General features: G+C 68.2%; 20 protein-coding genes. 11 read left to right on the top strand and 9 right to left on the bottom strand.

Translation table 11 applies throughout. The features are described 5' to 3' along the window. The first annotated feature begins 78 nt into the window (after positions 1-78). Together HDA32_RS17040 and HDA32_RS17035 are read left to right on the top strand one after the other, a co-directional pair. The gene (locus HDA32_RS17040) at positions 79-2553 is read left to right on the top strand and encodes a type I restriction-modification system subunit M (RefSeq protein WP_179644133.1); all 2475 of its coding nucleotides are present in this window, start codon (positions 79-81) and stop codon (positions 2551-2553) included. Next, on the top strand, positions 2540-3769 hold the full coding sequence (locus tag HDA32_RS17035) for a restriction endonuclease subunit S (RefSeq protein ID WP_179644132.1): 1230 nt from the start codon (positions 2540-2542) through the stop codon (positions 3767-3769). Before HDA32_RS17040 ends, HDA32_RS17035 begins: the two co-directional genes overlap by 14 nt. A gap of 68 nt (positions 3770-3837) precedes the next feature. Here HDA32_RS17035 and HDA32_RS17030 read toward each other — a convergent pair whose 3' ends face one another. Genes HDA32_RS17030 through HDA32_RS17020 form a run of 3 tightly spaced genes read right to left on the bottom strand, consistent with a single transcriptional unit; the run spans position 3838 to position 4867 of the window. Then, a complete protein-coding gene (locus tag HDA32_RS17030) occupies positions 3838-4125 on the bottom strand; it encodes a hypothetical protein (RefSeq protein WP_246334391.1) in 288 nt (95 codons plus the stop codon). Then, entirely contained in the window at positions 4125-4379 is a 255-nt protein-coding gene (locus HDA32_RS17025; RefSeq protein WP_312863216.1) for a hypothetical protein, read from the bottom strand. Before HDA32_RS17025 ends, HDA32_RS17030 begins: the two co-directional genes overlap by 1 nt. Continuing rightward, positions 4376-4867: an ATP-binding protein gene (locus HDA32_RS17020; protein WP_179644131.1), complete on the bottom strand. Its 492-nt coding sequence runs from the start codon at positions 4865-4867 to the stop codon at positions 4376-4378. Before HDA32_RS17020 ends, HDA32_RS17025 begins: the two co-directional genes overlap by 4 nt. A 237-nt stretch (positions 4868-5104) precedes the next feature. Here HDA32_RS17020 and HDA32_RS17015 point away from each other — a divergent pair, with 237 nt between their 5' ends. Together HDA32_RS17015 and HDA32_RS17010 are read left to right on the top strand one after the other, a co-directional pair. Then, entirely contained in the window at positions 5105-5911 is an 807-nt protein-coding gene (locus HDA32_RS17015) for a helix-turn-helix domain-containing protein (protein ID WP_312863215.1), read from the top strand. Between the two features lie 3 nt (positions 5912-5914). Continuing rightward, positions 5915-6103 carry a DUF397 domain-containing protein gene (locus HDA32_RS17010; RefSeq protein WP_179644129.1) on the top strand — a complete coding sequence of 63 codons (189 nt, stop codon included), beginning with the start codon at positions 5915-5917 and terminating at the stop codon, positions 6101-6103. Positions 6104-6179: 76 nt separating this feature from the next. Here HDA32_RS17010 and HDA32_RS17005 read toward each other — a convergent pair whose 3' ends face one another. Together HDA32_RS17005 and HDA32_RS17000 are read right to left on the bottom strand one after the other, a co-directional pair. Beyond that, positions 6180-6650, bottom strand: coding sequence for an NUDIX domain-containing protein (locus HDA32_RS17005; protein ID WP_179644128.1), 471 nt, complete (start codon positions 6648-6650; stop codon positions 6180-6182). A 21-nt stretch (positions 6651-6671) separates the two neighbouring features. Then, the gene (locus tag HDA32_RS17000) at positions 6672-7868 is read right to left on the bottom strand and encodes a helix-turn-helix domain-containing protein (protein WP_218882504.1); all 1197 of its coding nucleotides are present in this window, start codon (positions 7866-7868) and stop codon (positions 6672-6674) included. A gap of 128 nt (positions 7869-7996) precedes the next feature. Here HDA32_RS17000 and HDA32_RS16995 point away from each other — a divergent pair, with 128 nt between their 5' ends. Then, positions 7997-9247, top strand: coding sequence for a methionine adenosyltransferase (locus tag HDA32_RS16995; RefSeq protein WP_246334389.1), 1251 nt, complete (start codon positions 7997-7999; stop codon positions 9245-9247). A gap of 1 nt (position 9248) precedes the next feature. After that, entirely contained in the window at positions 9249-10175 is a 927-nt protein-coding gene (locus HDA32_RS16990; RefSeq protein ID WP_179644126.1) for an alkaline phosphatase family protein, read from the top strand. Between the two features lie 1255 nt (positions 10176-11430). On the opposite strand, the gene gltX is transcribed toward HDA32_RS16990, so the two are convergent. Continuing rightward, complete coding sequence (gltX, locus tag HDA32_RS16985) at positions 11431-12846, bottom strand: glutamate--tRNA ligase (protein WP_179644125.1); 1416 nt, start codon at positions 12844-12846, stop codon at positions 11431-11433. A 325-nt stretch (positions 12847-13171) separates the two neighbouring features. Here gltX and HDA32_RS16980 point away from each other — a divergent pair, with 325 nt between their 5' ends. Then, positions 13172-16513: a type I restriction endonuclease subunit R gene (locus tag HDA32_RS16980; protein ID WP_218882503.1), complete on the top strand. Its 3342-nt coding sequence runs from the start codon at positions 13172-13174 to the stop codon at positions 16511-16513. A gap of 15 nt (positions 16514-16528) precedes the next feature. On the opposite strand, the gene HDA32_RS16975 is transcribed toward HDA32_RS16980, so the two are convergent. Continuing rightward, positions 16529-17254 (bottom strand): M48 family metallopeptidase, encoded by a 726-nt coding sequence (locus HDA32_RS16975; RefSeq protein ID WP_179644123.1) that lies wholly within the window; start codon positions 17252-17254, stop codon positions 16529-16531. Between the two features lie 112 nt (positions 17255-17366). Beyond that, positions 17367-18206, bottom strand: coding sequence for a hypothetical protein (locus HDA32_RS16970; RefSeq protein ID WP_179644122.1), 840 nt, complete (start codon positions 18204-18206; stop codon positions 17367-17369). 163 nt (positions 18207-18369) lie between these two features. Between HDA32_RS16970 and HDA32_RS16965 the strand changes: the two genes are divergently transcribed. The 4 genes from HDA32_RS16965 to HDA32_RS16950 all read left to right on the top strand — a co-directional run bounded on the left by HDA32_RS16965 (position 18370) and on the right by HDA32_RS16950 (position 21994). Beyond that, positions 18370-20106 (top strand): carbon starvation CstA family protein, encoded by a 1737-nt coding sequence (locus HDA32_RS16965; RefSeq protein WP_179644121.1) that lies wholly within the window; start codon positions 18370-18372, stop codon positions 20104-20106. After that, positions 20103-20378, top strand: a complete 276-nt coding sequence (locus HDA32_RS16960; protein ID WP_179644120.1) for a cory-CC-star protein — start codon at positions 20103-20105, stop codon at positions 20376-20378. The genes HDA32_RS16965 and HDA32_RS16960 overlap by 4 nt, the downstream gene beginning before the upstream one ends. Further along, positions 20375-21292, top strand: a complete 918-nt coding sequence (locus HDA32_RS16955) for an ArsA family ATPase (protein WP_246334387.1) — start codon at positions 20375-20377, stop codon at positions 21290-21292. Before HDA32_RS16960 ends, HDA32_RS16955 begins: the two co-directional genes overlap by 4 nt. A 534-nt stretch (positions 21293-21826) precedes the next feature. Continuing rightward, positions 21827-21994 carry a hypothetical protein gene (locus tag HDA32_RS16950; protein WP_179644118.1) on the top strand — a complete coding sequence of 56 codons (168 nt, stop codon included), beginning with the start codon at positions 21827-21829 and terminating at the stop codon, positions 21992-21994. A gap of 48 nt (positions 21995-22042) precedes the next feature. Here HDA32_RS16950 and HDA32_RS16945 read toward each other — a convergent pair whose 3' ends face one another. Continuing rightward, positions 22043-23338: a globin domain-containing protein gene (locus HDA32_RS16945; protein ID WP_179644117.1), complete on the bottom strand. Its 1296-nt coding sequence runs from the start codon at positions 23336-23338 to the stop codon at positions 22043-22045. Positions 23339-24927: the final 1589 nt, after the last annotated feature.

Genomic DNA, 24927 nt, shown 5'->3' with positions numbered 1-24927 from the left:
TGAAACCGTCGGACCCGTCCCTCTAGGCTGAGTCGCGCGCCTTGAGGCATCGGCGCGCACACGTCAAGAGGGGACCCGGTGGCGACGAAGACCAAGCTCACCCTGCCGCAGTTGGAGCGGCACCTGTTCGCGGCGGCGGACATCCTGCGCGGGCGCATGGACGCCTCGGACTACAAGGAGTACATCTTCGGGATGCTGTTCCTGAAGCGTGCCTCCGACGAGTTCGAGACGCACCAGGCCGCGGTCGTCGCCGAGCTCGTCGAGGCCGGGCAGAGCGAGGAGGAGGCCGAGGCCGCCTCCGAGGACGACATCTACTACGACGGTGTGTTCTTCGTCCCGGAAGAAGCCCGCTGGGAGCGGTTGCGCGACCGGGTGCACGCCAACGTCGGCAGCGAGCTGAACAAGGCGTTGGAAGCGCTGGAGGGCGCCAACCCTGAGCTGGAGGGCGTGGTCCAGCACATCGACTTCAACGCCACCATCGGCAAAACCCGGCTGTCGGACCGGTCGCTGCGCGACCTGATCAAGCACTTCAACCGCTACAGCCTGCGCGACGACGACTTCGAGTTCCCCGACCTGCTCGGCGCGGCTTACGAGTACCTGATCGGCCGGTTCGCCGACTCCGCGGGCAAGCGCGGCGGCGAGTTCTACACCCCGCGCTCGGTGGTGCGGATGATGACACAGCTGATCGACCCGCAGGAGAAGAGGAGCCTTTACGACCCCTGCGCCGGCTCCGGCGGGATGCTCATCATGGTCAAGCAGCACATGGAGGAGCGCGGCCGCTACTGGCGCGACCTCAGGCTCGCCGGCCAGGAGCTCAACGGCGGCTCGTGGTCGATCTCCAAGATGAACCTACTGCTGCACGGCATCCCCGACGCCGATCTGCACAACGATGACACGCTGCTCTACCCGCGGCACGAGAAGCACGGCAGGCTGGAGCGCTTCGACTACGTGCTGTCCAATCCGCCGTTCTCGCAGGTGTTCAACGGCGCGGACGCGCAGTTCACCACCGAGCGCTACCGGTGGGGGCAGGTCAAGGACGGTTCCAAGAAGGCCGACCTGATGTTCCTGCAGCACATGGTGGCGGTGCTCAAGGACGGCGGCGTGGGCGCCACCGTCATGCCGCACGGGGTGCTGTTCCGCGGCGGCGAGGAGCGCCAGATCCGCACCGAGCTGCTGCGCGACGACTGCGTCGAGGCCGTCATCGGCCTGGCGCCCAACCTGTTCTACGGCACCGGCATCCCCGCCTGCGTCATCGTGTTCCGCGCCCCGCGCAGCAAGCCGGCCGAGCGCAGGAACAAGGTGCTGTTCGTCAACGCCGACCGCGAGTACCGGACGGGCAAGGCGCAGAACCACCTGCTGCCCGAGCACACCGAGAAGATCCTCTACGCTTACGCCAACTTCGCCGAGATCGACGGCTACTCGCGGGTGGTGGACCGCGAGGAGCTGCGGGGCAACGACTTCAACTTCAACATCCGCCGCTACGTCGACAATGCCCCGCCGCCCGAGCCGCACGACGTCTACGCCCACCTGCACGGCGGCGTGCCCGAGGCCGAGATCGAGGCGAAGAGGGAGGCGTTCGCCCGCATCGGGTTTACCGCTGACCGGACCCTCATCAGGCGCGAGCCCGGTGCTGACGGCGAGCACGGCCCCTACCGTGACTTCGCCGAAGGGCTGACCCGCGCCGACCTCGCCGCCCAGGTCGCCGACGACCCGGGCGTCCACGCCAAGCGCGACGAGCTGTTCAAGGCCATGGCCAAATGGTGGGCCGACAACGCCCGGCTGATCGTGGCGCTGCCCGAGACGGGGAGGCTGATGGCGGCGCGCAGGGAGCTGATCGAAAGCTTCGTCGACGCGCTGGAGCCGGTGGGCTCACTCGACCGGTTCGAGACCACGGGCGTGATCGTGCGCTGGTGGGACGCCATCCAGTACGACCTGCGCACCCTGGCTGCCAATGGCTTCGGCGGGGTGATCGACGGCTGGATGACCACCATCGCCGACGGTCTGGACGCCGGAACCCTGCACGACCCGGCCGAGCACCCGCTGGTGCCCGCCCTGATCCCCGAGCACCTGGACAGGCTCGCCGAGGCTGAGCAGAAAGTCGCCGAACTGGACGCCAGGACGAAGGCGGCCACGCCGGAGGCCGGTGAGGGGGATGATGACGGCGACGGCGGCGGCAGGGCCGAGGAGCAGGAGGAGGACGCGGACCCCCCGGACCGGCTGAGTGAAGCCGAGCTCAAGAAGCTGAAGAAGGAGCTCACCTCCGCCAAGAGGCAGGTGAGGGCTTTGCGGGGAGACCTGGTGGGCGCGCTGGAGATGGCGCGCCTGGCCTTGGACGCCGATGCCGAGCGCCGTGAGGTGATGGGGTTCGCCGAGAACGCCCTGATGGCCGAGCTGGACGCCTACAGCGCCAAGCAGCGCCGGGAAGTGGTGGCCGCCCTGGAGAACTGGTGGGTCAAGTACGCCGTTTCGCTCACCCGTATCGAAGACGAGCGGAAGAGCGCTGAGCGGAAGCTTTCCGGATTCCTGAAGGAGCTCGGCTATGTCGGCCAGTGATGCCGGTTTCTCTGGCAGTGCGTCGATCGAATTGCGTCATGCAGGGCGATGGCTCTCAGGAGGAACGCCAGACACCGGAGAAGACCGGTACTGGGGCGGAAACATCCCGTGGATCAGCGCGGCAAGCCTGAAGAGCTTCGAGATAAACGACTCCGAGCGACGTGTAACCGAACTCGGGGTCCGCTCGGGGAGCCGACTGGTCCCTGAGGGGACGGTGATGTTCGTCGTCCGGGGCATGTCGCTGAAGAACGAGTTCCGGGTCGGTATAACAGGGCGTCCGGTCGCCTTCGGTCAGGACTGCAAGGCGATCATCCCCGGAGAGGGGATCGACGGCCGCTACCTCGCATACTTCCTGCTGTCGCGCAGTGACTTCTTCCTGCGATCCGCAGACGAGTCCGGCCACGGAACGAAGAGGCTGGAGACGCGAGCGGTGGCTGATGTCAAGCTGCCCCTCCTTCCGTTACCGGAACAGCGGAAGATCGTCGAGGTGCTGGATGCGGTGGATGAGTCCATCGATGCTGCTGAGAGAACTGCCGTTAAGATGGATATCCTGAGAGTGGGGGCGGTATCGAGCCTGATCGACTCTCCCTGCTTCTTGGAAGATCTCGGTTCATATATTATTTCAGGCCCGCAGAATGGACTCTACAAGCATCAGTCTGCGTATGGGGGTTCAGGGATTCCAATTCTCCGTATTGACGGTTTCGGTGGTGGAGTCATTTCAGAACCAGGGTCGCTGCGGCGTCTTTCTGTGACGCCCGAAGAGGGGGCTCTCTATGGGTTGAAGGAGAGCGACCTTGTGATTAATCGCGTGAATGCGATTGATTATGTCGGGAAGTCGGCTATTGTCCGCGGATTGCGCGAGCTGACTGTGTTTGAATCGAATATCATGCGTGTCAAGGTGCAAGAGGAAAAGCTTCTTCCCGCATTCGCGGCCCATATGCTTAGTGGGAGTAAGTGCCTACGCTATTTCCGTAGCCAAGCGAGAAGCGCTATCGCTCAAGCAAGTATCAATCAGCGAGATGTGCGCTCCTGTCCGATTGCGGTTCCTTCGCTCGACGAACAGCACCGCATCGTCTCCGTCATCGAAACCCACGATGCCCGCATCGCCGCCGAGCGTGCCCAACTCGGCAAGCTTCGCAAGCTCAAGGCCGGGTTGATGGATGACCTGCTAACTGGGCGAGTGCGGGTGGATCAGTTGGAGAACCTTCCCGTCTGATGCTCCACAGGAACGCCCGCATGGGTGTGGCCCGGGAGCGCAGCTCCCGGGCCACACCCATGCGACGGTCAGGCTCCGCGTGGGCGCGGGCGGGGCGGGAGGTGCAGGGGAGGTCGGCGCGGGGCCGGGACGGTGTTTGGACGCGGAAGAGGGCGGAACCGGCTGATCGCCTCGGCGAGTTCGGTTTCGCTGTCGCCGCACAGCAGGACCATGGAACCGGTGTGGGCGGCCCAGTACTGGCCGGTGGCCTCGCCGTGCCAGATGGTCCAGCCGTGCTGCCGGTAGGTGCGGCGCAGTCGGTGCAGGACCCGGGGAATCGTCGGCTGTTCGGGTTCGGCCGCCATGGTGGTGGTCATCACGACCGCTCGCCTCCTCGGTTCGGCAGCCGGGGAGTGGTGGGCTGGACGGCGAGCCTGGCGCGCAGTGCCTCGGCCTCGGGGGCGATGATCAGCTCGGCCGCGCCGCTGACGGCCGGGGCCGTGCGGGTGGCGGTGAAGCGGGGCCGTCCGTGCTCGTCGTGGAGTTCGCAGATGAGGTAGTCGGGGAAGTCGGCCCGCAGCCGCCGCACGTCGTCGCTGGGTGAGAGGTGGTAGCCCGGCACGGCGTTCACCGGAAGCTTTCGGCCGTCGGCGCGGGCTCGGTGCGGATGGCTTGCGCGTTCCAGCGCAGCTCGAAGAACATGCCCGGCCCGCGCCCGGACTCGAAGCGACCCCACCGGTGGGCGAGGGTGTCGACCAGCAGCAGGCCGCGCCCGTTCTCGGCATCGGGGTCCGGCGTGGCGGCCTCGACGGGGAAGGGGGTGCGGCCCGCGTCGCGGACCTCCACGCGCAGTCGTCCGTGGAAGAAGAACGCCCGGACGTAGAACGCCCCGCCCTCGCCGCCGCTGGCGGTGTGGACCAGGGCGTTGGTGGCGAGCTCGGAGAGCAGCAGCACGGCGGTGTCGGCCGTCTCCTCGGGGACACCGGCGATGTCCATCCGGACGCTGAGCCAGTCCCGCGCGGCCTTGATGCTGTGCGGCCGGCCGGAGAACCGGAAGGAGCACCGCCGCAAGGAGACGTGGCGCGGGGGCTCGGGCATGCGAACGATACCGTTGGACATGAGTCCTCCCTGTCTGTGGCAGGTCGAGGGCTAAGGCCCTGGTCAGTGTTGGCGCACTGGCCAGGGCCGCTTTTGTGCCCGCTATAGGGCGCTCGGAGAAGTGACGGAGCGAACACGATCCCCGCGAGTAGGTCCATAGTCCATCACGCAGAGTCCATGTGCAAGGTCCATTTCAAAAAAGCGCAATGGACTGTGAAGAGGTATCTCGGTAGGGTCCTGGACATGAGGAGTCCTACGGTGGGGCGCTGGCAGCTCGCCCACGAACTGGCCAGGTTGCGAGGCGACAAGCCCCGAGACCATGTCGCCAAGAGCGTCGATGTGGCGCCAAGCAGCATCACGCGATGGGAGGATCCGAGCGGAGCCATCCCTCGTCGCCGAGACCTCCAAGCGCTGCTGGACTTCTATGGTGCGACCGAAGAAGAAGCCCAGAGGTTCATGGCCCTGCGTGAGCAGGCGCGCGAATCAGGATGGTGGCAGCGCTACGGGATCAAAGGCGGCTACGGCACCTACATCGGGCTGGAGAGCGATGCCTGCAAGATCCAGCGCTATGACGCCGTCCACATCCCAGGCCTTTTCCAGACGGAGGCGTACCAGAGGGCACTGATGGTCGGCAGTATGCCCGGCGCGGACAAGAAAGAGATCGAGAGTCGTATCCAAGTCCGCATGGAGCGGCAACGGGTCTGGGCGGAGAACCGCCCACAGACATGGGTGATCATCGACGAGGCCGCGATCCATCGTGCTGTGGGTGGTCCTGAAGTGATGCGGGCGCAACTGGAGCACGTTGTCTCCCTCATGGACGAGCCGCACGTCACGATCCAGTTGCTGCCGTATGAGGTAGGCGCACATGCCGCGATGGAGACCGGTCCCTTCACCGTGCTCGATGTCGGCGCTCTCAGCGTCGTCCACGTTGAACAGCACAAAAGCGTACTGTTTCGGGATGACCCACGCGAGGTGGAAGAACACGTGCAAGTGCTCGATAAGCTACGCAAGGAAGCCCACGGAGACGCGAAAACCGTGGAAGGTCTGCGTAGCGTACAGAGGTGAGAGTTGAGCGAAGAGTGGTACAAGAGCAGCTATTCCAAGGCAAGCGGCGAATGCGTTGAGGCTGCTCAGCTCGTTTCCGGAGTGTGCGGGATCCGTGACTCCAAAGCTCCGGCGCAGGCGCCGCTCCTCTTCTCAGTCTCCGAGTGGCACGCCTTCATCTCCTCCGTCAAGGCCGGCCACCTGGCCGGGTAGCCCTCCGCCCCGCGGTCAGTCCGGGGCACAAGGGCACCCTCATGGCCGTTCTCGTCGCGGCTGCTTCTGACAACGGCTATTCGGCCGGTTCGCCGTTCTCCAGGTACGCGGTTGTGCCCTTGGCTCGAGCTTGGGCAGCGTGGGTGATCCTGCGGGCCAGGCGGGGGATGGTCTGTTCGTGGACGGCGGTGACGTCATGGAATTCGTAACCGGTCAGTTCGGCCGGATCGAGGACGATGGCGTCCAGATGCTTCTGCTCCAGCCGTCCGCCATCGAAGACGAACAGCTGCTTGTCCCCTTCGGAAGGGGTGGGCGCCCAGTCGACGGCGAGCAGGCGCCTGATGGGCGGTTCGATCCCCAGCTCCTCCAGGACCTCCCGGGCCGCCGCCTGGCGGGGGGTCTCTCCACGCTCGATGTAGCCGCCGGGGATGTCGCGATAGTCCTTGTAGGAGGGAACCACCATCATCACATGGTCCTGCTCGTCGAAGAACAGCACACCGGCGGCCACACGGGGACGGGAGAAGGACTCCACAGGGTCAGCGCTCATACGACGACCCTAGTAGCACCGTCAGATGATCCTCATCCTCAGGGCGAGCGCCGCCAGAGTAGGGTTCCGTTTTCCCGACTTGGTTTCCAACATCGCTGTGACGATCTGACGGCTCATCACGTGCCGTCGGATCTGCTCGGAAGACAACTTCTCCGCTCCGAGGATCTGGCCGAGCGCCGAATCGATCCGGTTGCGTTTAACGTAAGCCGAGGCCAACTCCAAGGCATGGCGCACCTGTCGTTCGGTGGGGAGAACCGATGTGTCGATCCTTCGGCCAAGATCGATCGCGGTGTCGACATCGCCGAGTGCGTTGGCCACCGCTGCACGGTGAACAGCGACGTTCGTCTGGCCGAAAGCCGTCCACAGATCGTTGCGGTCTCTTCCCAACCGAAGAGCCGCCTTCTCGGACTCTTCCAGATAGTCACGGGCTGAGCCTCGGTCGCCTTCCCTTGCTGCGGCGATGGCGCCCGGCAGCAGCAGCGTTCCGTATACGGAGATCATCCGGGGAGATGACCAATCCATTTCTTTCCGCAGGTAACCGGCGGCCTGGCCGGCCATCTCCGTGGACGTCGGCCCCTGCCCGTAGGAGTGCAACGAGTGCACGCCTGACCTGAGCAGTGAGCCTATGACGGCCATGTCCCCGGATCTCTGCGCGGCTTGAAGCCCGCGCTCGGCGGCGATCCATGCCAGGTCGACTTCTCCAAGCTTCGTGAGGACCATCGCCGCCGCCTGCGCGGTCAAAGCCAGGAACCTTTCCGCAACAAGCAGCTTCTGCCCTTCATACTCGCGAGCCGCGATATGAGTACGTGAGAGAAGATCCGGCAGCGAACGGAGCATCCGCTTGTAGCTGGAGCGCTGGTAGGCATCCATCACAGACTCGACATCATGCCGGATTTGGAGAAGATCTGGTGGTTCACCTCCCTGTCGGACCACCGGGGCCAGCGGGACAAGGCTGCGGTAGTCGGTCAGAGCCGAACGGAGCCGGCTCACCCCCACGTCCTGCTCCGGCGGCGGGCCGCCGGATTTCGCCTCGCCGATCAGATCGAGGACCGAAACGCCGAGGGCGTCGGCAAGGGACCGGATGACCGACAGGCGGTCCAAAGCGGCACGGTCGTTCTCGACCTTTCCGAGCCAGTCTGCGGTCCGACCCACCAAACCTGCCAGTACCTCCTGGGACAGGCCGCGCCGGATTCGATACCAGGCAACGCGCCGTCCCACACTCGAATCTGGAGGAACCATGCCGACCTCAGCCTCCCACAGCCGACCCCGGATTATCTTTCCGGGTTCTCCCGGTCCGCTCACCTTAACTTCGTGGCATATCCCGCCGCAGACCAAGGAGGCGACGAATGTATATGGCCATCAGCGGTGGATTGGGGTCCGTAGATACCAAAAAGGGATTTGATGTGGTGGAGCGTAAGGGAATCGGACATCCGGATTCTCTTGCCGACCTCATCGCGGAAGAGTTCTCCCGACGCTACTCGCTCCTTGGCCTGAAGCGGTTCGGGGCTGTTCCCAACCACTGGGTCGACAAGGTCGCCCTGGTCGGGGCTGAATCCGTCGTCGGTTTCGGTCGCTATTCGATCGAGAAATCGGTCAGCGCTTACCTGTTCGGTAAGGTGACACGCTCCGTCGGTGACGAGCGGATACCGATCGATGATCTGTTCCGTGAGGTTGCCGAAGATGTGCTTCGCACCGCGACCCGTAGTCCACACATCCTTGACCACCTGCGGATACGTGTGGAGAACACTGCGGGAATCGGTGCCGACCATCCGTTCTCCTTCTACCGTCCGGACAGTGCTGCGGACTGTTCGGAGAAGGAGCATGGCAGGCAAGCGAACGACACCGCATTCTGCAGTGCCTACGCTCCGGTTGATCCGCTGGACGCTCTGGCCATCGATCTGGAGAACCACATCACCGATCTCGCTTTCACTGAGGTGTTCCCGATGGTGGGAACGGATGTGAAGGTCATGATCGTCCGCGCGGGAATGGTCCTCGACCTGACGGTCTGTATCCCCGTCCACCCCGATCTGACCGACTCGCACCGAACCTACAAGGATGTGATGATCAGGGCTCGAGAGCATCTCGAAGTCTTCGTCGAGAACCACCCCGTCATCCAGCGACACCCGTGGCAGACGCGAGTCTCCCTCAACACCAAGGACCACGGTCAGGGCGCCTACCTAGCGCCGTTCGGCACATCCCTTGGCAAGGGCGACTGCGGACTCGTCGGACGGGGCAACAAGGCCAACGGTGTCATCTCCGCCAACCGCGGAGCCGGAGTCGAGGCACTCGCAGGAAAGAACCCCGTCCATCACACCGGCAAGCTCTACACGCTTGCCGCCATCCGGATCGCCAACCAGATCTTCGCCGACCTCGGCCTCCCCAACGAGACGGTCCTGGTCTCCCGCAACGGAGACCCCCTCTCAAAGCCCTCCTTCGTCGGCGTGCGCCTCGCCCGTCAAGCTGGCGACCAGGATCGGAGAGGCATCACCGACATCGTCGGGTCCTGTCTGGCCGAACTCGGACGCCTCTCCAAACGGCTTCTCATGACGGATCCGATCGAACGGTTCCGGAATCCGGCCCTAATTCTGGAGGGATGACATGGCCGGTATCGACCTCGCCGACCGTGATGTCGTCCTGGTAACCCTGGACTCCTGCCGATACGACGTCGCCAAAAGGGCTCGACTTCCCACCCTGTCCGCACTCGGTCCCCTGATCCGGGCTGAGGCGCCGGGAACCTACACGCTCCCATCCCACGCCGCCATCTTCAACGGATTCCTTCCCCGGCCGGTCTTCGGATCTCTCACCATCGCGGGCCGACCGGTGGGGGCGATCTGGAGGTCCGCCGCGGCCCGCCCGTCTGGTGGCCCGGTCGGAGTGGTGTTCACCGGCTCCACTCTGATGGAGGACTACGCGGCTCGGGGACACCGCGTCATCGGGGCCGGCGGTGTCACCTTCTTCGACCCCTCCGGTACCGGGAACAGCCTGCCGAGGCTGTTCCCGGAATTCCACTACTTCGGTCGGCCTTCCTCGGCACCGGCCGACAGCACGACACGAATCGTCGACCGCGCCGGCTCGCTGGCGCTCGCCCATGTGGAGGCTCTGGCCGAAAAGTGCTTGAGCGCCGACCGGTTCTTCCTCTTCGTCAACTGTCCCAGCACACACATCCCCTACACGACGCCGAACAGTCCGCTCACCGACCACAACGCGGACCTACTCGACCGCCTGTACCAATTGCACGACGGCAAACGTGCTCGGTCCGCTCAGGTGTCCCCGCTGTCTCGAAAGGACGTTCACGTCCTTCTGGGGATGCAGCGCCGAGCTCTGGAGTGGGCCGATGGGCAACTCGGCCGCCTCTTCACCCGGTTGGCGGAGCGTCGACCGCTCGTCGTGGTCTGCGCCGACCACGGCGATGAGTTCGGTGAAGGCGGTAGGTACGGGCACGGCCATCCCCATCCGGTCGTCTCCACGGTCCCGCTCTGGTGCGGACTGCTGTCCCCTGACCTCTGTCGAGGAGTCTTGGCATGACCGTCAGAATCTGGTTGGACCATCCTGCGATCATCGCCCTGCGCCTGACCGGGATCCGAACCCGGTTGGGGATCTCCCCCAACAACGCCTCGTTTCGCGTCGGGGTGCTCCGCACGCACCTGCTCGCCGCATTGTTCGCCCACGCTGCCGCTGACCATCTGGGCGTTCACGCTCTCATCCGTGTGAGGTGGGACGATACTGACCCGGCTCGGAGCAGGAACGAGTACCGTGCCGGACTCCTCGAAGAGATCCGGGGAGTGGCACGGATTCCGGTCGTCGATGATGGTCCGGCCTTTCGGCAGAGTCAGCGTGGCCACCAATACCGGCAGGCTCTGCAGAGCCTTTCGGAGCAAGGGGTCGTGGCCCACCGTGGCGGTGTTCCCTGCCTCGATGTTGCGGCGGTCGACCGCCTCATCGCGAGCCACGGACAGGACCCCGAATCCCTCACCTACTCCATCATGGTGAATACCACGGCCGCTCTCACTCCCACTCAGAAGTGGGTTCCTCTGGTCCGCAGCGATGGGCGAGCGCTTTGGCACCTCGCCAGTGTCGTTGATGACATCGAGCAGCGGAACACCCTGGTGGTCCGTGGAACGGACAAGGCGAACGCCACCGCCGTCCATGTACGCCTGCACTGGGCCCTGACCGGCGGAGGGCCTCCCCCCGCCCACGTGTTCGTCCCCCGACTGCTGGAGGAGGACCTCGACGCCTTCCGGATCACCGCTCTACTCGATCGAAAGATCCGACCGTCCGCCCTGCGCTGGTTCCTCACCGAGCAGTATCTGAGACCGGACCAGGTGCCTCCCGAGACGTTCACGGACCTGGTCTTACGGTTCCGTCCGGTTCTGCCGACGAACAAGGACAGCCGGTTTGACCTACGGCGACTCTCAGCGCTGGATCGCAAGATCTCCGCGGTCGTGACCTCCGAGACCGCCGTGAGGGAGTTGCGTGACAGCGGGGCACCGGCACCGCAACGCGTCGTTGACTGGGTCGCCGCCTGTTACCAGCGGCCACTCGCAGCGCAGATCCGGCTCTGCCAAGCACTCACCCGGACCGAGATCGAGCATGGATCTCCACCCGACCACGTGGAAGAGGCGCTGCGCTGGCTTGACGGCTGGAAAAGCGGCGCTGTCGGCGTTCCACCGCTACCTGGGGTCCGTTGGGTGCTCACCGGGCGGATGGACGGTCCGGACGCAGGCGGGCTGCTGGCGATCCTGCCCAGGACGCTCATCCTGAACAGGATCGCCGCAGCGCGTCAGGCGGTCAGCTTGGCCAGAGCGGCGCGCAGGCGCTCCAGCGTGCGCTCCCGTCCCAGCAGCTCCAACGACTCGAACAGCGGGAGCCCGACCGTGCGACCGGTGACCGCGACCCGAACCGGCGCCTGAGCCTTGCCCAGCTTGAGCCCCTGAGCGGCACCGGCCTCCTCCAAGGCACCCTTCAGGGGCTCGGCCTCCCAGGCCGGCACCGGATCGGAGAAGCGCTCCAGGGCTGCGGTGAGCATCGGCTCGGCAACCTCCGGCTTCATCGCCTTGCTCCAGCTCTTGTCGTCGAAGACCGGCTCATCGAGGAACAGGAAGTCGACGTTGGGCACGATCTCGCTGAGCACCGCGATGCGGCTCTGGGCCAGCGGGGCGATCGCGGCGAACACGGCCTCGTCGTAGTCGGCCGCAGACCAGGGCACACTCTCGGCCCGCAGGTAGGGAGTGCACCGCTTCATGAACTCCTCGGTGCTGAGCGCGCGGATGTACTCGCCATTGAAGGCCCGCAGCTTCTTCTCGTCGAAGAACGCCGGAGAGGAGTTGACGTCGGCCAGGTCGAAGAGCGGCACCATCTCCTCGAACGGCATGATCTCCCGGTCGTTTCCCGGGGACCAGCCCAGCAGCATCAGGTAGTTCACCATGGTCTCGGGCAGGAACCCCTCGGCCTGGTAGGACTCCATGGCGACCTTGTCGCGGCGCTTGGACAGCTTCTGCCGCTTCTCGTTCACCAGCACCGGAGCATGCGCCCACACCGGCGGGGTGTGCCCCAGCGCCTCCCACAGCAGCTGCTGCTTGGGGGTATTGGACAGGTGCTCCTCACCCCGGATGGCGTGGGTGATGCCCATCTCCACGTCGTCGACCACGTTGGCCAGCACGAACAGCGGGGAGCCGTCGGCGCGGGCGACCACGAAGTCCTCGAGCGCGTCGTGGGGGAACTCCACCCGCCCGCGGATCCGGTCCTCCACCACGGTCGGGCCGCCCTCGGGCACCCGGAACCGCAGTGCCCGGCTCGGGCCTGCCTCCAGACTGCGGTCGCGGCAGAACCCGTCGTAGCCCAGATTCGGGTTCTCCCTGCGCTGCTGCACCTGCTCGCGGGCGCAGTCGCAGTAGTAGGCGAGCCCCTCCTTCACCAGGCGCTGCGCGGCCTCGGTGTGCTTGTCCAGGTAATCCGTCTGCGAGTACGGACCCTCGTACTCGCCCGAATCCACACCGAGCCAGGCCATCGCCTGCAGGATGCCCTCGGTCCACTCGGGTCGGGAACGGACCGCGTCGGTGTCCTCGATCCGCAGCACCATGGTGCCGCCGGATTGTCGCGCGACCACCCAGTTCAGCAGCAGCGACCGGGCGTTTCCCACGTGGAACATGCCGGTCGGCGACGGAGCGAACCTGGTGCGAATCGAGGTATCAGACACGAGGGAAACCCTAGCGCCAACACCGACCTGAAGCCCTGCGGATCGTGGCGCGGGCGCGGCACGCGTTCGCGTCCAGGCCCGAGGTGTGAGAAGGCGCCGCGCCGAAGTTCGGCATCGTCCGTTTCCGGCCGCCTCGCAACGGCTTCCGATATGTGAACCAGCTCATTCTGGACACCGCCGGATGGCAGACTGGGATGTCCCGATCACGCCCCTGCAGTGAATGCCGGATCCAACGGCATCGGCGACGATGAGGTGTCCTTTGGCCGTCCCCGAGAGCGCTCCCCGCTCCTCTTCCGCTGCTCCTTCCGGTCCGGAATGGGAGCTGGTGGAGAAACCGCTGATCGACCAGCTCGTGGCCATGGGGTGGATCTTCCTTCCTGGAACGCGGACGAGTCCGGCCGACACCGGCCGCACCTCCTTCCGCGAGACGGTCCTGGAGGACCGGCTGAAGGCGGCCCTGCGCAGGATCAACCTCGACGACGCGGGGCGGGAGTGGCTCGACGAGAGCCGGCTGAACCAGGCCGTCGGCGCCCTCACCCGGCCGCAGGCGCGCACGCTGATCGAGACCAACGAGGAGCTGATCGCGAAGATCCTCGTCGGTGCGGAGGTCGAGGGCGTCGAAGGGTGGAACCACGGCCGCACCCGGACGGTGCGCTTCATCGACTTCGAGCAGCCGGACAACAACGACTTCCTCGCCGTCAACCAGTTCGCCGTCGACGGCCCCGGCGCGGTGGGCGCCGACCGGATCGTGCCCGACCTCGTGCTGTTCGTGAACGGCATCCCGCTCGTGGTCGTCGAGGCCAAGAGTCCGCACGTCGCCGACCCCGTCGCCGCGGCCATCGACCAGCTGCGCCGCTACGCCAACCAGCGCGGCGAGGTCCGGGCCGCCGAGGGCAACGAGCGGCTCTTCCACACCAACCAGTTCGTCGTCGCCGCCTCGGGACGCAGCGCACGCGTCGCGGGCTTCACCGCCGAGTCCGAACACTACGCCGAGTGGAAGACCACTGAACCGTATCCGGATGCGCGGATCGCCGCGGAGGCCGGCGTCTCCGGCACCGAGGAGCTGAACGGGCGGCACCGCCTGGTCGCCGGAATGCTGCGCCCCGCGGTCCTGCTCGACATCGTCGCCCATTTCACGCTGTTCATGGAGAGCGGGCCGCGGAAGATCAAGGTGGTTGCCCGCTACCAGCAGTACCGGGCCGTGCGCCGCTCGATCGACCGGATGCTGGGTGAGCCCACCCGCGCCCAGGACGGCGAGTTCGACCGGCGCGGCGGGATCGTCTGGCACACCCAGGGCTCGGGCAAGAGCCTCACGATGGTCTTCCTGGTGCGCGCGATGCGTTCGCGGCCCCGGCTGACCGGATTCAAGATCGTCGTCATCACCGACCGGACCCAGCTGCAGGAGCAGCTCTCGGCGACCATGGCGCTCACCGGCGAGAGCAGCGAGGTTATCACCAGGATCGCCGAAGTCGAGGAGCGGCTGTCCGTACCCGGCAAGGGCCTGTACTTCGCGATGATCCAGAAATACCAGGGCGACGCCGAGAACAACGGTGCAGACGCCGACAGCGCTGACGAGGAAGAAGCGGACACCGCAGGCGGGGCGGCGGAATCCTCCGGAGAAGACGCCGGACCTCGCGCTGCGACCGTGCGCCGCCCGCGCCGCGCGGAGATCGTGCCCACCATGGACCTCATCGACGACTCCGAGGACATCCTCATCCTCGTCGACGAGGCGCACCGCTCCCAGGGCTCCAAGCTGCACGCCAACCTCATGGCCGCGCTGCCCAACGCCGTACGCATCGGCTTCAGCGGGACCCCTATCATCATGGGTGACAAGGAGCGCTTCACCAGCAAGATCTTCGGGGCGTTCATCGACTCCTACACCATCAAGGAGTCCGAGGCCGACGGCGCGACCGTCCCGATCCTCTACGAGGGCCGCACCACCAAGGCCCACGTGCGCGACGGCAACGACCTCGACGAGGTCTTCGAGGACCTGTTCGACGCCACGCCCGCCCAACTCGACGAGATCAAGCGGAAGTACGCCACCAAGAACAACGTCCTCGAAGCCGAGCACATGATCGAGGCCAAGGCCGACAGCATGCTGCGGCACTACGTGGACGTGGTCCTGCCCAACGGGTTCAAGGCCCAGGTCGTCGCCGTCTCCAGGGCCGCCGCCGTGCGCTACCAGAAGGCGCTGGTCCGGGCCCGCGACGCCCTGGTCGCCGAGCTCGACGCGCTTCCCGCCGAACTGCGCACCCCCGAGGCGGCCGAGCGCGCCGACGAGCACGGCCCCGCCACCGCGCGGCTCGTCCGGGCCTATCTCCACCGGGACCTCATTAGCCGGCTCGGTTCCGCCGCGGTCATCTCCGGGGCGCACAACGACAACAAGGACTGGACGGTCTGGACCGACAAGACCCGTCAAGCCGCCCACATCGAGGAGTTCAAGAAGCTGCTGCCGCTCGCGGCCGATGCCGACCCGGCGGAAACGAGCCCGTTGGCGTTCCTCGTCGTCAAGTCCATGCTGCTGACCGGATTCGACGCCCCCAACGAGCAGGTCCTCTACCTGGACCGCCACATCAAGGAGGCCGAACTTCTCCAGGCCGTCGCCCGTGTCAACCGCACGGCCAAGGCCAAACGCGCCGGCTACGTCATCGACTACTTCGGGGTGGCCGAGCACCTCAAGGTCGCGCTGGCCGCCTACGCCGCCGAGGACGTGGAGGGCGCGCTCAGCAGCGTCAAGGACGAGATTCCGCTGCTGCGCGAGCGCCACGAGCGCATGCGTCGGGTGTTCACCATTCGGGGCCTGGACCGCTTCGCCTCCGAGGCCGACCGCGAGGAGTGCGTGCAGGTCCTGGAGGACGACCGGATCCGGATGGAGTTCCTCAACGCGTTCAGGGAGTTCACCCGCAGTCTGGAGACCGTGCTTCCTCGTCCGGAGGCGCGGGAGTTCGTCGGCGACGCCAAGGCCTTCGGCGCGATCGCTGAAGTGGCACGCAGACGCTATCGGGAGGACGACGGCTTCGACGCCTCGCTGTACGGCGGCAAGGTCCGCAGGCTCATCGACGACTACGTCCGCGTGCACGACATCCGCACCCGAATCCCGCCGACGGCGATCACGGCGGCGGAGTTCGACACCAAGGTCGCAGACCTGCCCTCCGACCGCGCCAAGGCCTCGGAGATGCAGCACGCGCTGCGGTACCACATCAACGAGAACATCGGGACCGACCCCGAGCACTACGCCAGGTTCTCCGAACGCCTGGACCGGATCCTGGACAGCCTCGGCGAGAACTGGCCCGCCGTTCTGCAGGCGCTGCAGGAACTCAAGACCGACATCCTGGCGGGGCGGCAGGGCGACGACAGCGGCCTGGACCCCGACACCGAGGCCCCGTTCTACGACCTGCTGGTCGCGGAGCTCGACGAGGACGGCGACTCCCCGCTCGCCGAGGAGCTGAAGCGGCTCCTGGGCGAGATCACCGTGGAGGTGAGCCGCACGATGCACGCGGAGATCGGACTGGCCGGATACAGCCCGCACCGGGCGCGCCAACTGCGCAAGCAGGTAACGCGCGCACTCGCCGGATACCGGCTGAACGGAATCACGGTGATCGATCTGCCACGCGCCAAGAGCCTGGCGCCCCGCCTGGTCGACCTCGCCGAGAAGAGGTTCGGCTGAAAGCGGCGGGCCGGCTCAGCCGAGCCACAACCGGGCGCCGAGAACGGCGAGCCGGTCCCTGCGCCGTTCGTAGTCGGGCATGACCTCGCGCACCCGTGTCCAGAAGGCGGGGGAGTGGTCGCCGACGGCCATGTGCGCGAGCTCGTGCACGAGGACGTAGTCGATGATGGTCGCGGGCAGTTGCATGAGCGCCCAGTGCAGGTTCAGCCGGGCGCTCCTGCCCAGGGATCCCCAGCGGTGGCCCAGACCGCGGATGTGCAACTCCGCGGGGTGCAGCGCCATCTGCTCCCGCCACGGGCGCAACCGCTTCGGCAGCCACAGGCGCGCGCGTTCGGTGTACCAGGCGATCAGCGCGGAGGCCGGGTCCGAACCTCCGGCGACCGACGGGTGCATCCTGATCCGCCCACCGGTGAACCGGACACCCGGTACCTCGTCGGTGATCTTGAGTCGGTACCGGCGCCCCAGGTAGTCGAACCCCTCACCGGAGACGAACGAACGGGCGGGCTGCCTGGACGCCAGCATGTCCTTCTTGGCGAGCTTGTCCAGCACCCAGGGGCGCTTGCGCCGGACCCAGCTCTCCAGCCGTTCCCACTCCACGTCCTCGGGGACGTGCAGCAGGAGCGATCCGTCACGGTCCACGGTGATCCCGGCGGTCGTTCGCCTGGCGGACGCGCGGACATTGAACATCAGGTCGTGCAGCCGGACCTGTTCGGGGAGTTGAGAGGTGCGGACGGCGGACATGCAGACCAGGTTAGAACGGGTCTCCCGGCGAGGTTCCCCCGACCCGCGCAGGAGCGTTTCCTTCGCCGATTCCGTTTCCGCGATCACACTTGAGGCCGGCGCGACCGCGGGATCAGCGGGGGTGGGACGTGCCCATCTGGGCCTCGGCTCTGGCCAGGCCGGTGCGGCAGGCGCGCTGGACCTCGCGGTGGTTGCGCAGCCGGGCCAGGACGCCGAAGGGCTCAAGGGCCGGGCCGGGCCCGCCCGCGGCCCCGGTCACCGTCAGCGCCTCCTCCCGCAGCTCCCCGGAGCGGTGCCAGCGCTCCCAGCGCTCGAAGTCGGGGCTGTGCCGGTGCCCGAACGCGTAGGCCTGCTCGCCGCGGCCGGACAACGACCCGCCGTCGCGCGCCCACAGCTCCACCCGCGCCCCCGCCTCCTGCGGCCAGGTCTGGGCGGTGACCACGTGCACGTGCGGGCCCCGCGCGGACCGGCGCACCAGGACCGCGTCATCGGGACGCGTGCGCGCGGGCAGCGCCGCCTCCTCCTCGGCCCCGGTGAGGGTCACCAGGATCCGCGGGACCCACCACCAGTTCTCCCGCTGCGCCATGAGGCCGTCGGCGCGCAGCCGGGTGGGCGGGTGCTTGACGATCTCCTGGTCCAGCATGTGCTCGACGAAGCGCGCGCCGTCGAGGTCGTAGCGGATGTCGACCGGTCCGGTCGCCACCAGCCCCGGCCGTTGCGCCGCGCCCGCCTCCGCCGCGCCCGCCTCCGCGGGGGCGGTCACCGCGAAGGCGGCCCGCCCATCGGTCATCGTCTGCACCGCGTCGAGCAGCGACATCGGCAGCGCCGCGCACGGCCGATCCCGCCAGACCAGGGGCACGACGGGAATCCCGACCGGGCCGTCGGGCGCGAGCCAGCACAGTTCGGCGATCGTCGATCGCCGCCAAACCGTGACCATTTCGTGCAAGGTCATCCCTTTAGAGTGGCGGAGGACACAGATCGGTTTCTGGTGACTTTAACCGATCACTACGCCGCGTGTGATCGCGGGCCAGGGGTTCGGTAGGGTGCGAGCCCGGCCGGGACACGCGGTGCGACCGGCGGGAAACGCAAGGAACACGGGAACTGAGGGAAGCGACATGCCGGCAGTCGTGGTGATGGTGGTCGTCCTGGCGATATTCGCGCTGGGATACCGGTTCTACTCGCCCTATCTGGCCAAGCGCGTCTTCGCGCTGGACCCGGCCTACGTCACCCCGGCCCACGCCTACAAGGACGGCATCGACTTCGTCCCCACCAACAAGCACATCGTCTTCAGCCACCACTTCATCTCGGTCGCCGGCGCGGCGCCCATCGTCGGCCCCGCCGTGGCGGTGTTCTGGGGCTGGGGGCCCGCGCTGCTGTGGGTGGTGCTGGGGACCGTCTTCGCCGCGGGCGTGCACGACTTCGGCGCGATCGTGGTGTCGGTGCGGCACAAGGCCAAGAGCATCGGGACGCTGGCCGGCGAGGTCATCAGCGCCCGGTCGCGCGCGCTGTTCCTGCTGATCATCTTCTTCCTGCTCACCCTGGTCAACGCGGTCTTCGCGGTGGTCATCTCCAACCTGTTCGTGGCCAACCCCGGCGCGGTCCTGCCGATCCTGGTCACCATCCCCCTGGCGATCGGCGTCGGCCAGTACGTCTACCGCAGGCGCACCGCCGCCCTGGTGCCCTCGATCATCTCGCTGGTGATCGTCTACGCCTTCATCCCGCTGGGCCTGCAGTTCCCGATCACCGTCGACCCGATCGCCTCGGCCATCGGCGTCACCCCGCACACCGTGTGGATCGTGCTGATCTTCGCCTACGCCTTCATCGCCTCGCGGCTGCCGGTGTGGATGCTGCTGCAGCCGCGCGACTACATCAACCAGCAGCAGATGCTGCTGGCGCTGGCGGTGATCCTGCTCGGCGTGATCGTGGGCCTCAACACCATCGTCGCCCCGATCGTCAACGACGTCCCCGCCGACTCCCCGCCGTGGTTCCCGCTGCTGTTCATCACGATCGCCTGCGGCGCCATCTCCGGCTTCCACAGTCTGGTCTCCTCCGGCACCACCTCCAAGCAGCTGGACAAGGAGACCGACGCCCGCTACGTCGGCTACCTGGGCGCCGTGGGCGAGGGCAGCCTGGCGCTGTGCTCGATCCTGGCCTGCACCGCCGGCGTCGTCGCCACGGCCGGCGACTGGCAGGGGCTCTACTCCGACTTCGCCACCGCCTCCGGGGGCGCCACCGGCAACTTCGTCAACGGCGTCGCCGGATTCGCCGCCAACCTCGGCGTGCCCACGAGCATCGGCGCGGTCTTCGCCGCGGTCGTGGTGATCAGCTTCGCCGCGACCACCATGGACACCGGGGTCCGGCTGCAGCGCTACATCGTGCAGGAGATCGCCGAGATCGTCCGGTTCAAGCCGCTGGCCCGCAACCTCACCGCGGCCACGGTCGCCGCCGTCATCGTGCCGCTGGCGCTGGCGATGATCCCCGGTGACTTCGCCTTCGGCACGCTCTGGCAGCTGTTCGGCACCACCAACCAGCTCACCGCCGGCCTGGCGCTCGCCGTCATCGCGGTCTGGGTCACCAAGCACAGCCGCAACCCGGTCGCCGTCCTCATCCCGCTGGTGTTCCTGCTGGTCATGACCACCTGGGCGCTGATCATCAACCTGATCGACTTCGTCACCGCCGACGAGCCGCTGCAGGTGTTCCTGCTCGCGCCGCTGGACCTGGTCATCTTCGTGCTGGCGATGTGGCTGATCGTCGAGGCCGCGCTCGCCCTGCGCAAGGCCTGGGCCCAGCGGGGCGCCGCGGCCGCGGGCGGGCCCGCCGCCGAGGAGCGGGCGGAGGCGGAGGAGCAGTGACCTCCCGCTGGGAGCGGGTGCGCGCCGCCTGGCGCCGCGTGGAGGAGTTCCACGAGGCCTGGTTCGAGACCCGCTGGCGGCACGCGCTGCGCCGCGAGGCGCGCACCCAGCAGGACACGCTGCGCGCGCTGCTGCTGCTGGAGACGCTGGGGGTGGACGACCCTGTCGCCTATGAGACCCTGGACCTGATCCCCTACATGGTCGCCGACCTGCACGAATGGCACCTGCGTATGGGGCGGCGGGAGTTCGGGGAGCCTGGAGTGTGCTGTTGAGCGCTGCGGTCGGTACCGCGCCCATCGTGTTCTTCGGCGGCAAGGGCGGCGTCGGCAAGACCACCGTGGCCGCGGCCGAGGCGCTCGCGTTCGCCGACGCCGGGCTGCGGACCCTGGTGATCTCCACCGACCCCGCCCACTCCCTCGGCGACGCCTTCGAGACCGGGCTGGGCGACCGCCCCCGCGAGATCTCGGCCGACCTGTGGGCGGCCGAGCCCGACGCCGACGCCGCCGTGCGCCGCCGGGTCGAGCAGGTCACCGACGACGCCTACGCGGCGCTGCCCCGCGAGATCATGCCGGCGGTGCGCCGGCACCTGGCGCACGCCGCCGCGAGCCCCGGCATGACCGAGTCGGCACTGGCCGACCAGCTCATCGACGCGATGGAACGGGTGCCGGGGGAGTGGGACCGGCTCGTGGTCGACAGCGCGCCGACGGGGCATCTGCTGCGGATGCTGAACCTGCCGGCGCTGCTCACCCCGTGGGTGCGCGGCCTGGCCCGGCAACGGGAGCGTGTCGCCGACGCCGACCGGTTCGCCACCGGGATCGTCGGCGGCGCCGACGAGGGCGACGACCCTCTGCTCGAACGGCTGCACGCCCGGCGCCGCAGGCTGGAGGGCGCGGCCCGGCGGCTGCGCGAGGACGCGGTGGTCCGGCTGGTGCTGATCCCGCGCCGCATGGTGCTGGCCGAGACCGAGCGGGCCGCCGACCAGCTGGCGCAGGGCGGGTTCCGGCTCGGTCCGGCCGTGATCAACCAGGTCCCGGCCGAACCCGACGTCGAGGTCCTGGCGGCCGCCCACCGCAGGTTCGCCGCCACCGGGGCGGTGGAGCTGCCGCTGTCCGGCGCCGAACCCACCGGGTTCGCGCCGCTGCGCGCCCTGGCCGCGGCCCTGGCCGAACCCGCCGGCCCGCGCTGACGGACGGCCTTCCGGGCGTCCCCTCGGGGCCTCAGGAGCCCGCGCGGCGGCGCTTCCACGGACTCGGCGGCGGGCGCACCGCCCCGCGCGGCCGCCGTCACCGTCAGCGCGCTGCCGTTCCGACCGAGCAGCACGGCGGCGGTGTCCGGGCGCGCCTCCAGCATCGCCAGGGCGGCCTGCTTCTCCGCGGCGTCGATGTCGCCGGCGGCGTCCCCGTCGTGCGGCGCCACACCGGAGACGATGCCGATCCGCGCGTTGTCCAGGCCCGCGCAGGCCGCCTCGATCGCTTCGACGTCCAGGCCGGGGGAAGACCTCGCGCACCGCGGGGTCGACGAACACGCCGCCGTCGGCGCCGTCCTCCAGCGCCGCGCTGAGGTCGCCGTCGACCAGATCGGGGACCGAGGTCAGGAACGACCCGTTCCAGTGGATGATGTAGGCGGCGTCCAGGCCCTCCATGGTGGTCCCGTCGCCGACGACCGTCCACGGCATCGCGGTGTCCTCGTCCGCTTCGGCGAGGCCGGTCGAGGTGCGGCTGTGCACGATGTAGACGCCGGGTTCGCCGACCGCGGCGGCGAAGCGCAGCGCCGCTTCGCCGTCCGAGCCCTGGCCGTCCACCTCTCCGTGACCAGGGCCGCGCGGATCGGCACCGATGCCCGCGCGCACCGGACGGTGCACCGCCGGAGCCGGGGCCGGGGATGGTGATCGGTCTCCGGCCGCTGCGCTCCGGCCGCCGGTTTTCGGCAGGTCGGTCTACAGGGCCGAGTGGTCCAGGTTCTCCCGCGGGCCGCTCGGCGCCCCCTCGCTCCCGGAGGTCCGGCCGGTCCCGTCGCGCCGCTCCCCGCTCTCTCCCTCCTCGGCGTCCGCGTGCTCCCCGGCGCCCGTGCCGGTCTCCGGCAGGTCGTGGTAGATCCGGGAGCGCCGCACGCCGGCCGCGCGCAACCGGGGAAGCACGGCGCGCACCATTGCGGGGGGACCGCAGACGTAGGCGTCGTGCTCGTCCAGCGGTCCGAGGCCGGCGATCGCCTCGTGCGGACGGCCGATCACGGCGTCGCCGACCGGCTTCTCCGCGGAGGCGCGCCGGCGCGGCCGCTCGGCAGCGGGCGGGCCGGGGTCCGAACCCAGCACCGGGATCACCCGCAGCCACGGGTAGGTCGCCTGGATCTCCAGCAGGTCGGCGATCTCGGTCAGCTCCCGACGCTCGCCCGCGGCGTAGAGCAGCAGCACCGAGCGGCGGTGCGGCAGGCCGACCACCTGCTCGATGATCGCCTTGATCGGGGCGATCCCGCTGCCGCCGGCGACGCAGACCAGGGCGCGGTCGGAGGCGGCGTCGAGCACCATCGAGCCGCGCGGGGGCCCGAGGAGCACGTGGTCGCCCAGGCGGGTGTGGGTGACCAGGGCGTTGCTCACCCACCCGCCGGGAACCGCGCGCACGACCAGCCGCAGCAGGTTGTCGCCGCGGGGGGCGTTGGCGATGGAGTAGGGGCGCCACACCCGGGGCCAGCGCGCGGCCTGCAGCGAGAGGTACTGGCCGGGCAGGTAGGAGTAGGGCTGGTTGGGGCGCAGCGTCAGCCGCGCCATGTCGTGGCGCGGCCGCACCAGGTCGATGACTTCGGCGTGCCACCACGGCGGCGCCCACGCCGAGTGCTCCTCGGCGGCCTCGATCATCATCTGCGCGGCGAGCCCGTAGGCCTCGGACCAGGCCTGTGCGGCCTCGGCCGTCCAGGCGGGGCCGGCGAAGCGGCGCACGGTGGCCATCAACGCCGCTCCCACGGCGTCGTAATGGCCGGCCTCGACGCCGAACTTGCGGTGGTCGCGGCCGAGATGGCCGAGGTAGGTGTCGAGCGTGTCGGGGCTGTCCAGACTGCGCACGATCTCGGTCAGCGCCGAGAACAGCCGGTCGCGCTGCACGTCCATCGCGGGCGGGAACATTGTCCGCAGGCGCGGGTTCTCCGCGAAAAGCCGGCCGTAGAAATACGATGCGGCCTTTTCTCTCTGGTCCTCGATATGGGTGAACGTGTCTCTGACGAGACGTGGGTTCAACGGCATGAAGTGGCCCGTCCCCTCCGGATCGCGCGGGTGGCGCGGCCGTACCACCCCTCTCCCCCTGGGTGGCGCCGCAGGATGGCTGCGGCCGCCGCGTTTTGCGCGCTCGTGGCACTTGTCGTCGTTCGCTGAAGTGTGGCACCCATTTCCACCGCTAACAACCGATTCCCGATAATCGCATACGGTTCTGGGAAATGGCTTTGAGTGAAAGCTCTCGGTAATTCTCGGAACTTCCTGCGCGAAGCCGGTGAAGTGTGATATTGGACGCCCGAGGGCGGCGAGGGGGCCGGGGTGGGCTTCGGGGTGGGGTGTCCACGTGGGTTGTCCACAGGTTGGTGGGTGGGGGTTGGTTCTGGGTCTTGACAGGGTGAGGGTGGGTTTTACGCGGTTCTGCTGAGTTGGGTGGTCTGCCCCCGGATGGGGCGGGGCTTCGCCCGGTGAATGGTGATGGCACGGCGAAGCTTCGGCTTGGTTGCCGGATGGCCAGCAGGGTTGGAGCCGAGGTGCAGACGGGCAGCGAGGGCCGGGAGTGGGCTCGGGGTGCTTGTCGGGCGGCGGGATGGTCTGCGGTCGGGGTTCAGACCGGCGGCGACGGCGGGAGGCGGCCGAGCTTGCTTGTTCGGTGGCGGGGTGGTTTGGGGTCGGGGTGCAGACCGGCGGCGACGGCCGGGAGTGAGTTGGGTCTGCTGGTCGGGCAGTGGGATGGGCTGGGGCTGAGGCTCAGACGGGCGGCGAGGACGGGAATGGACCGGGCCTGCTGGTCGGGTGGCGGGGTGGTTTGGGGTCGGGGTGCAGGCGGGCGGCGAGGGCCGGGTGGGGGTTCGGGGTGGTGTGTCGGGTGTTGGGTCTGTCGGGGGTGGCGGCTCTTCCCGCTTGTCTCGGCGGTCCGGCAGGGGCGGGGGCGTGCGAGGGCGGCGCTCAGTAGCGCCTTGTGCGGGGTGATGCGCGCGTAGACGCACCCCGTGGGGTGGATATGCACGCTTTTGTCTGTTTCCCGGGGAGGGAGGCAAGGCCGCGATCCGCTTCGCGTAAGGAGACTTCCGGGATGCGGGACAAAATCACCGGACCGGTCGAGTGCGCGCGGCGCAATGCCGGTTTTGCCGCTTTTGGGTGGTCGGATCGGGCAACGACACCGCTCTGGTGACGCTTGGCGGCGCTCACGGCAGCAGTCTCGTTGCGCGCGGGCCGGTCCCGGCGGGCCCGCCCGCCACGCCCGGGTCTCTGACCAGGCGCGCAGCCCCGGCGGCACCCCTCCGCCTCCCCCGATTGGTCTAGACCAAACTCCTGGAGCGGCACCCGTGACCCCCCGCCCGAACCGGCCCCAGACCCGCCGGCCACCCGACACACCACCCCGAACCCCGCTCCGGCCCTCGCCGCCCGCCTGAAACCCCGACCCCAAACCACCCCGCCACTTCGGCAACCAGGCCCAGCCGACTCCCGGCCCTCGCTGCCAGTCTGAATCTCAGCCCCAAACCACCCAGTCGCTCAACAAGCAGCCCGAACCGACTACTGCCCTCGCCGCCCGCCTGCACCCCGACCCCAAACCACCCCGTCACCGAACAAGCAGGCCCACTCCCACTCCCTCTCCGATT

It is taken from the genome of Spinactinospora alkalitolerans (assembly GCF_013408795.1).
GTDB lineage: Bacteria > Actinomycetota > Actinomycetes > Streptosporangiales > Streptosporangiaceae > Spinactinospora > Spinactinospora alkalitolerans.
The sequence above is the reverse complement of the archived record's forward strand: the minus strand, read 5'-3'. Positions and strand labels throughout refer to the sequence as shown.

Coding starts and splice junctions, on each gene's coding strand:
- HDA32_RS17035 (WP_179644132.1), top strand. CDS start 2,540: ATGTCGGCCAGTGATGCCGGTTTCTCTGGCAGTGCGTCGATCGAATTG.
- HDA32_RS17030 (WP_246334391.1), bottom strand. CDS start 4,125: ATGACCACCACCATGGCGGCCGAACCCGAACAGCCGACGATTCCCCGG.
- HDA32_RS17020 (WP_179644131.1), bottom strand. CDS start 4,867: ATGTCCAACGGTATCGTTCGCATGCCCGAGCCCCCGCGCCACGTCTCC.
- HDA32_RS17005 (WP_179644128.1), bottom strand. CDS start 6,650: ATGAGCGCTGACCCTGTGGAGTCCTTCTCCCGTCCCCGTGTGGCCGCC.
- HDA32_RS16995 (WP_246334389.1), top strand. CDS start 7,997: ATGTATATGGCCATCAGCGGTGGATTGGGGTCCGTAGATACCAAAAAG.
- HDA32_RS16990 (WP_179644126.1), top strand. CDS start 9,249: ATGGCCGGTATCGACCTCGCCGACCGTGATGTCGTCCTGGTAACCCTG.
- HDA32_RS16975 (WP_179644123.1), bottom strand. CDS start 17,254: ATGTCCGCCGTCCGCACCTCTCAACTCCCCGAACAGGTCCGGCTGCAC.
- HDA32_RS16970 (WP_179644122.1), bottom strand. CDS start 18,206: ATGACCTTGCACGAAATGGTCACGGTTTGGCGGCGATCGACGATCGCC.
- HDA32_RS16965 (WP_179644121.1), top strand. CDS start 18,370: ATGCCGGCAGTCGTGGTGATGGTGGTCGTCCTGGCGATATTCGCGCTG.
- HDA32_RS16945 (WP_179644117.1), bottom strand. CDS start 23,338: ATGCCGTTGAACCCACGTCTCGTCAGAGACACGTTCACCCATATCGAG.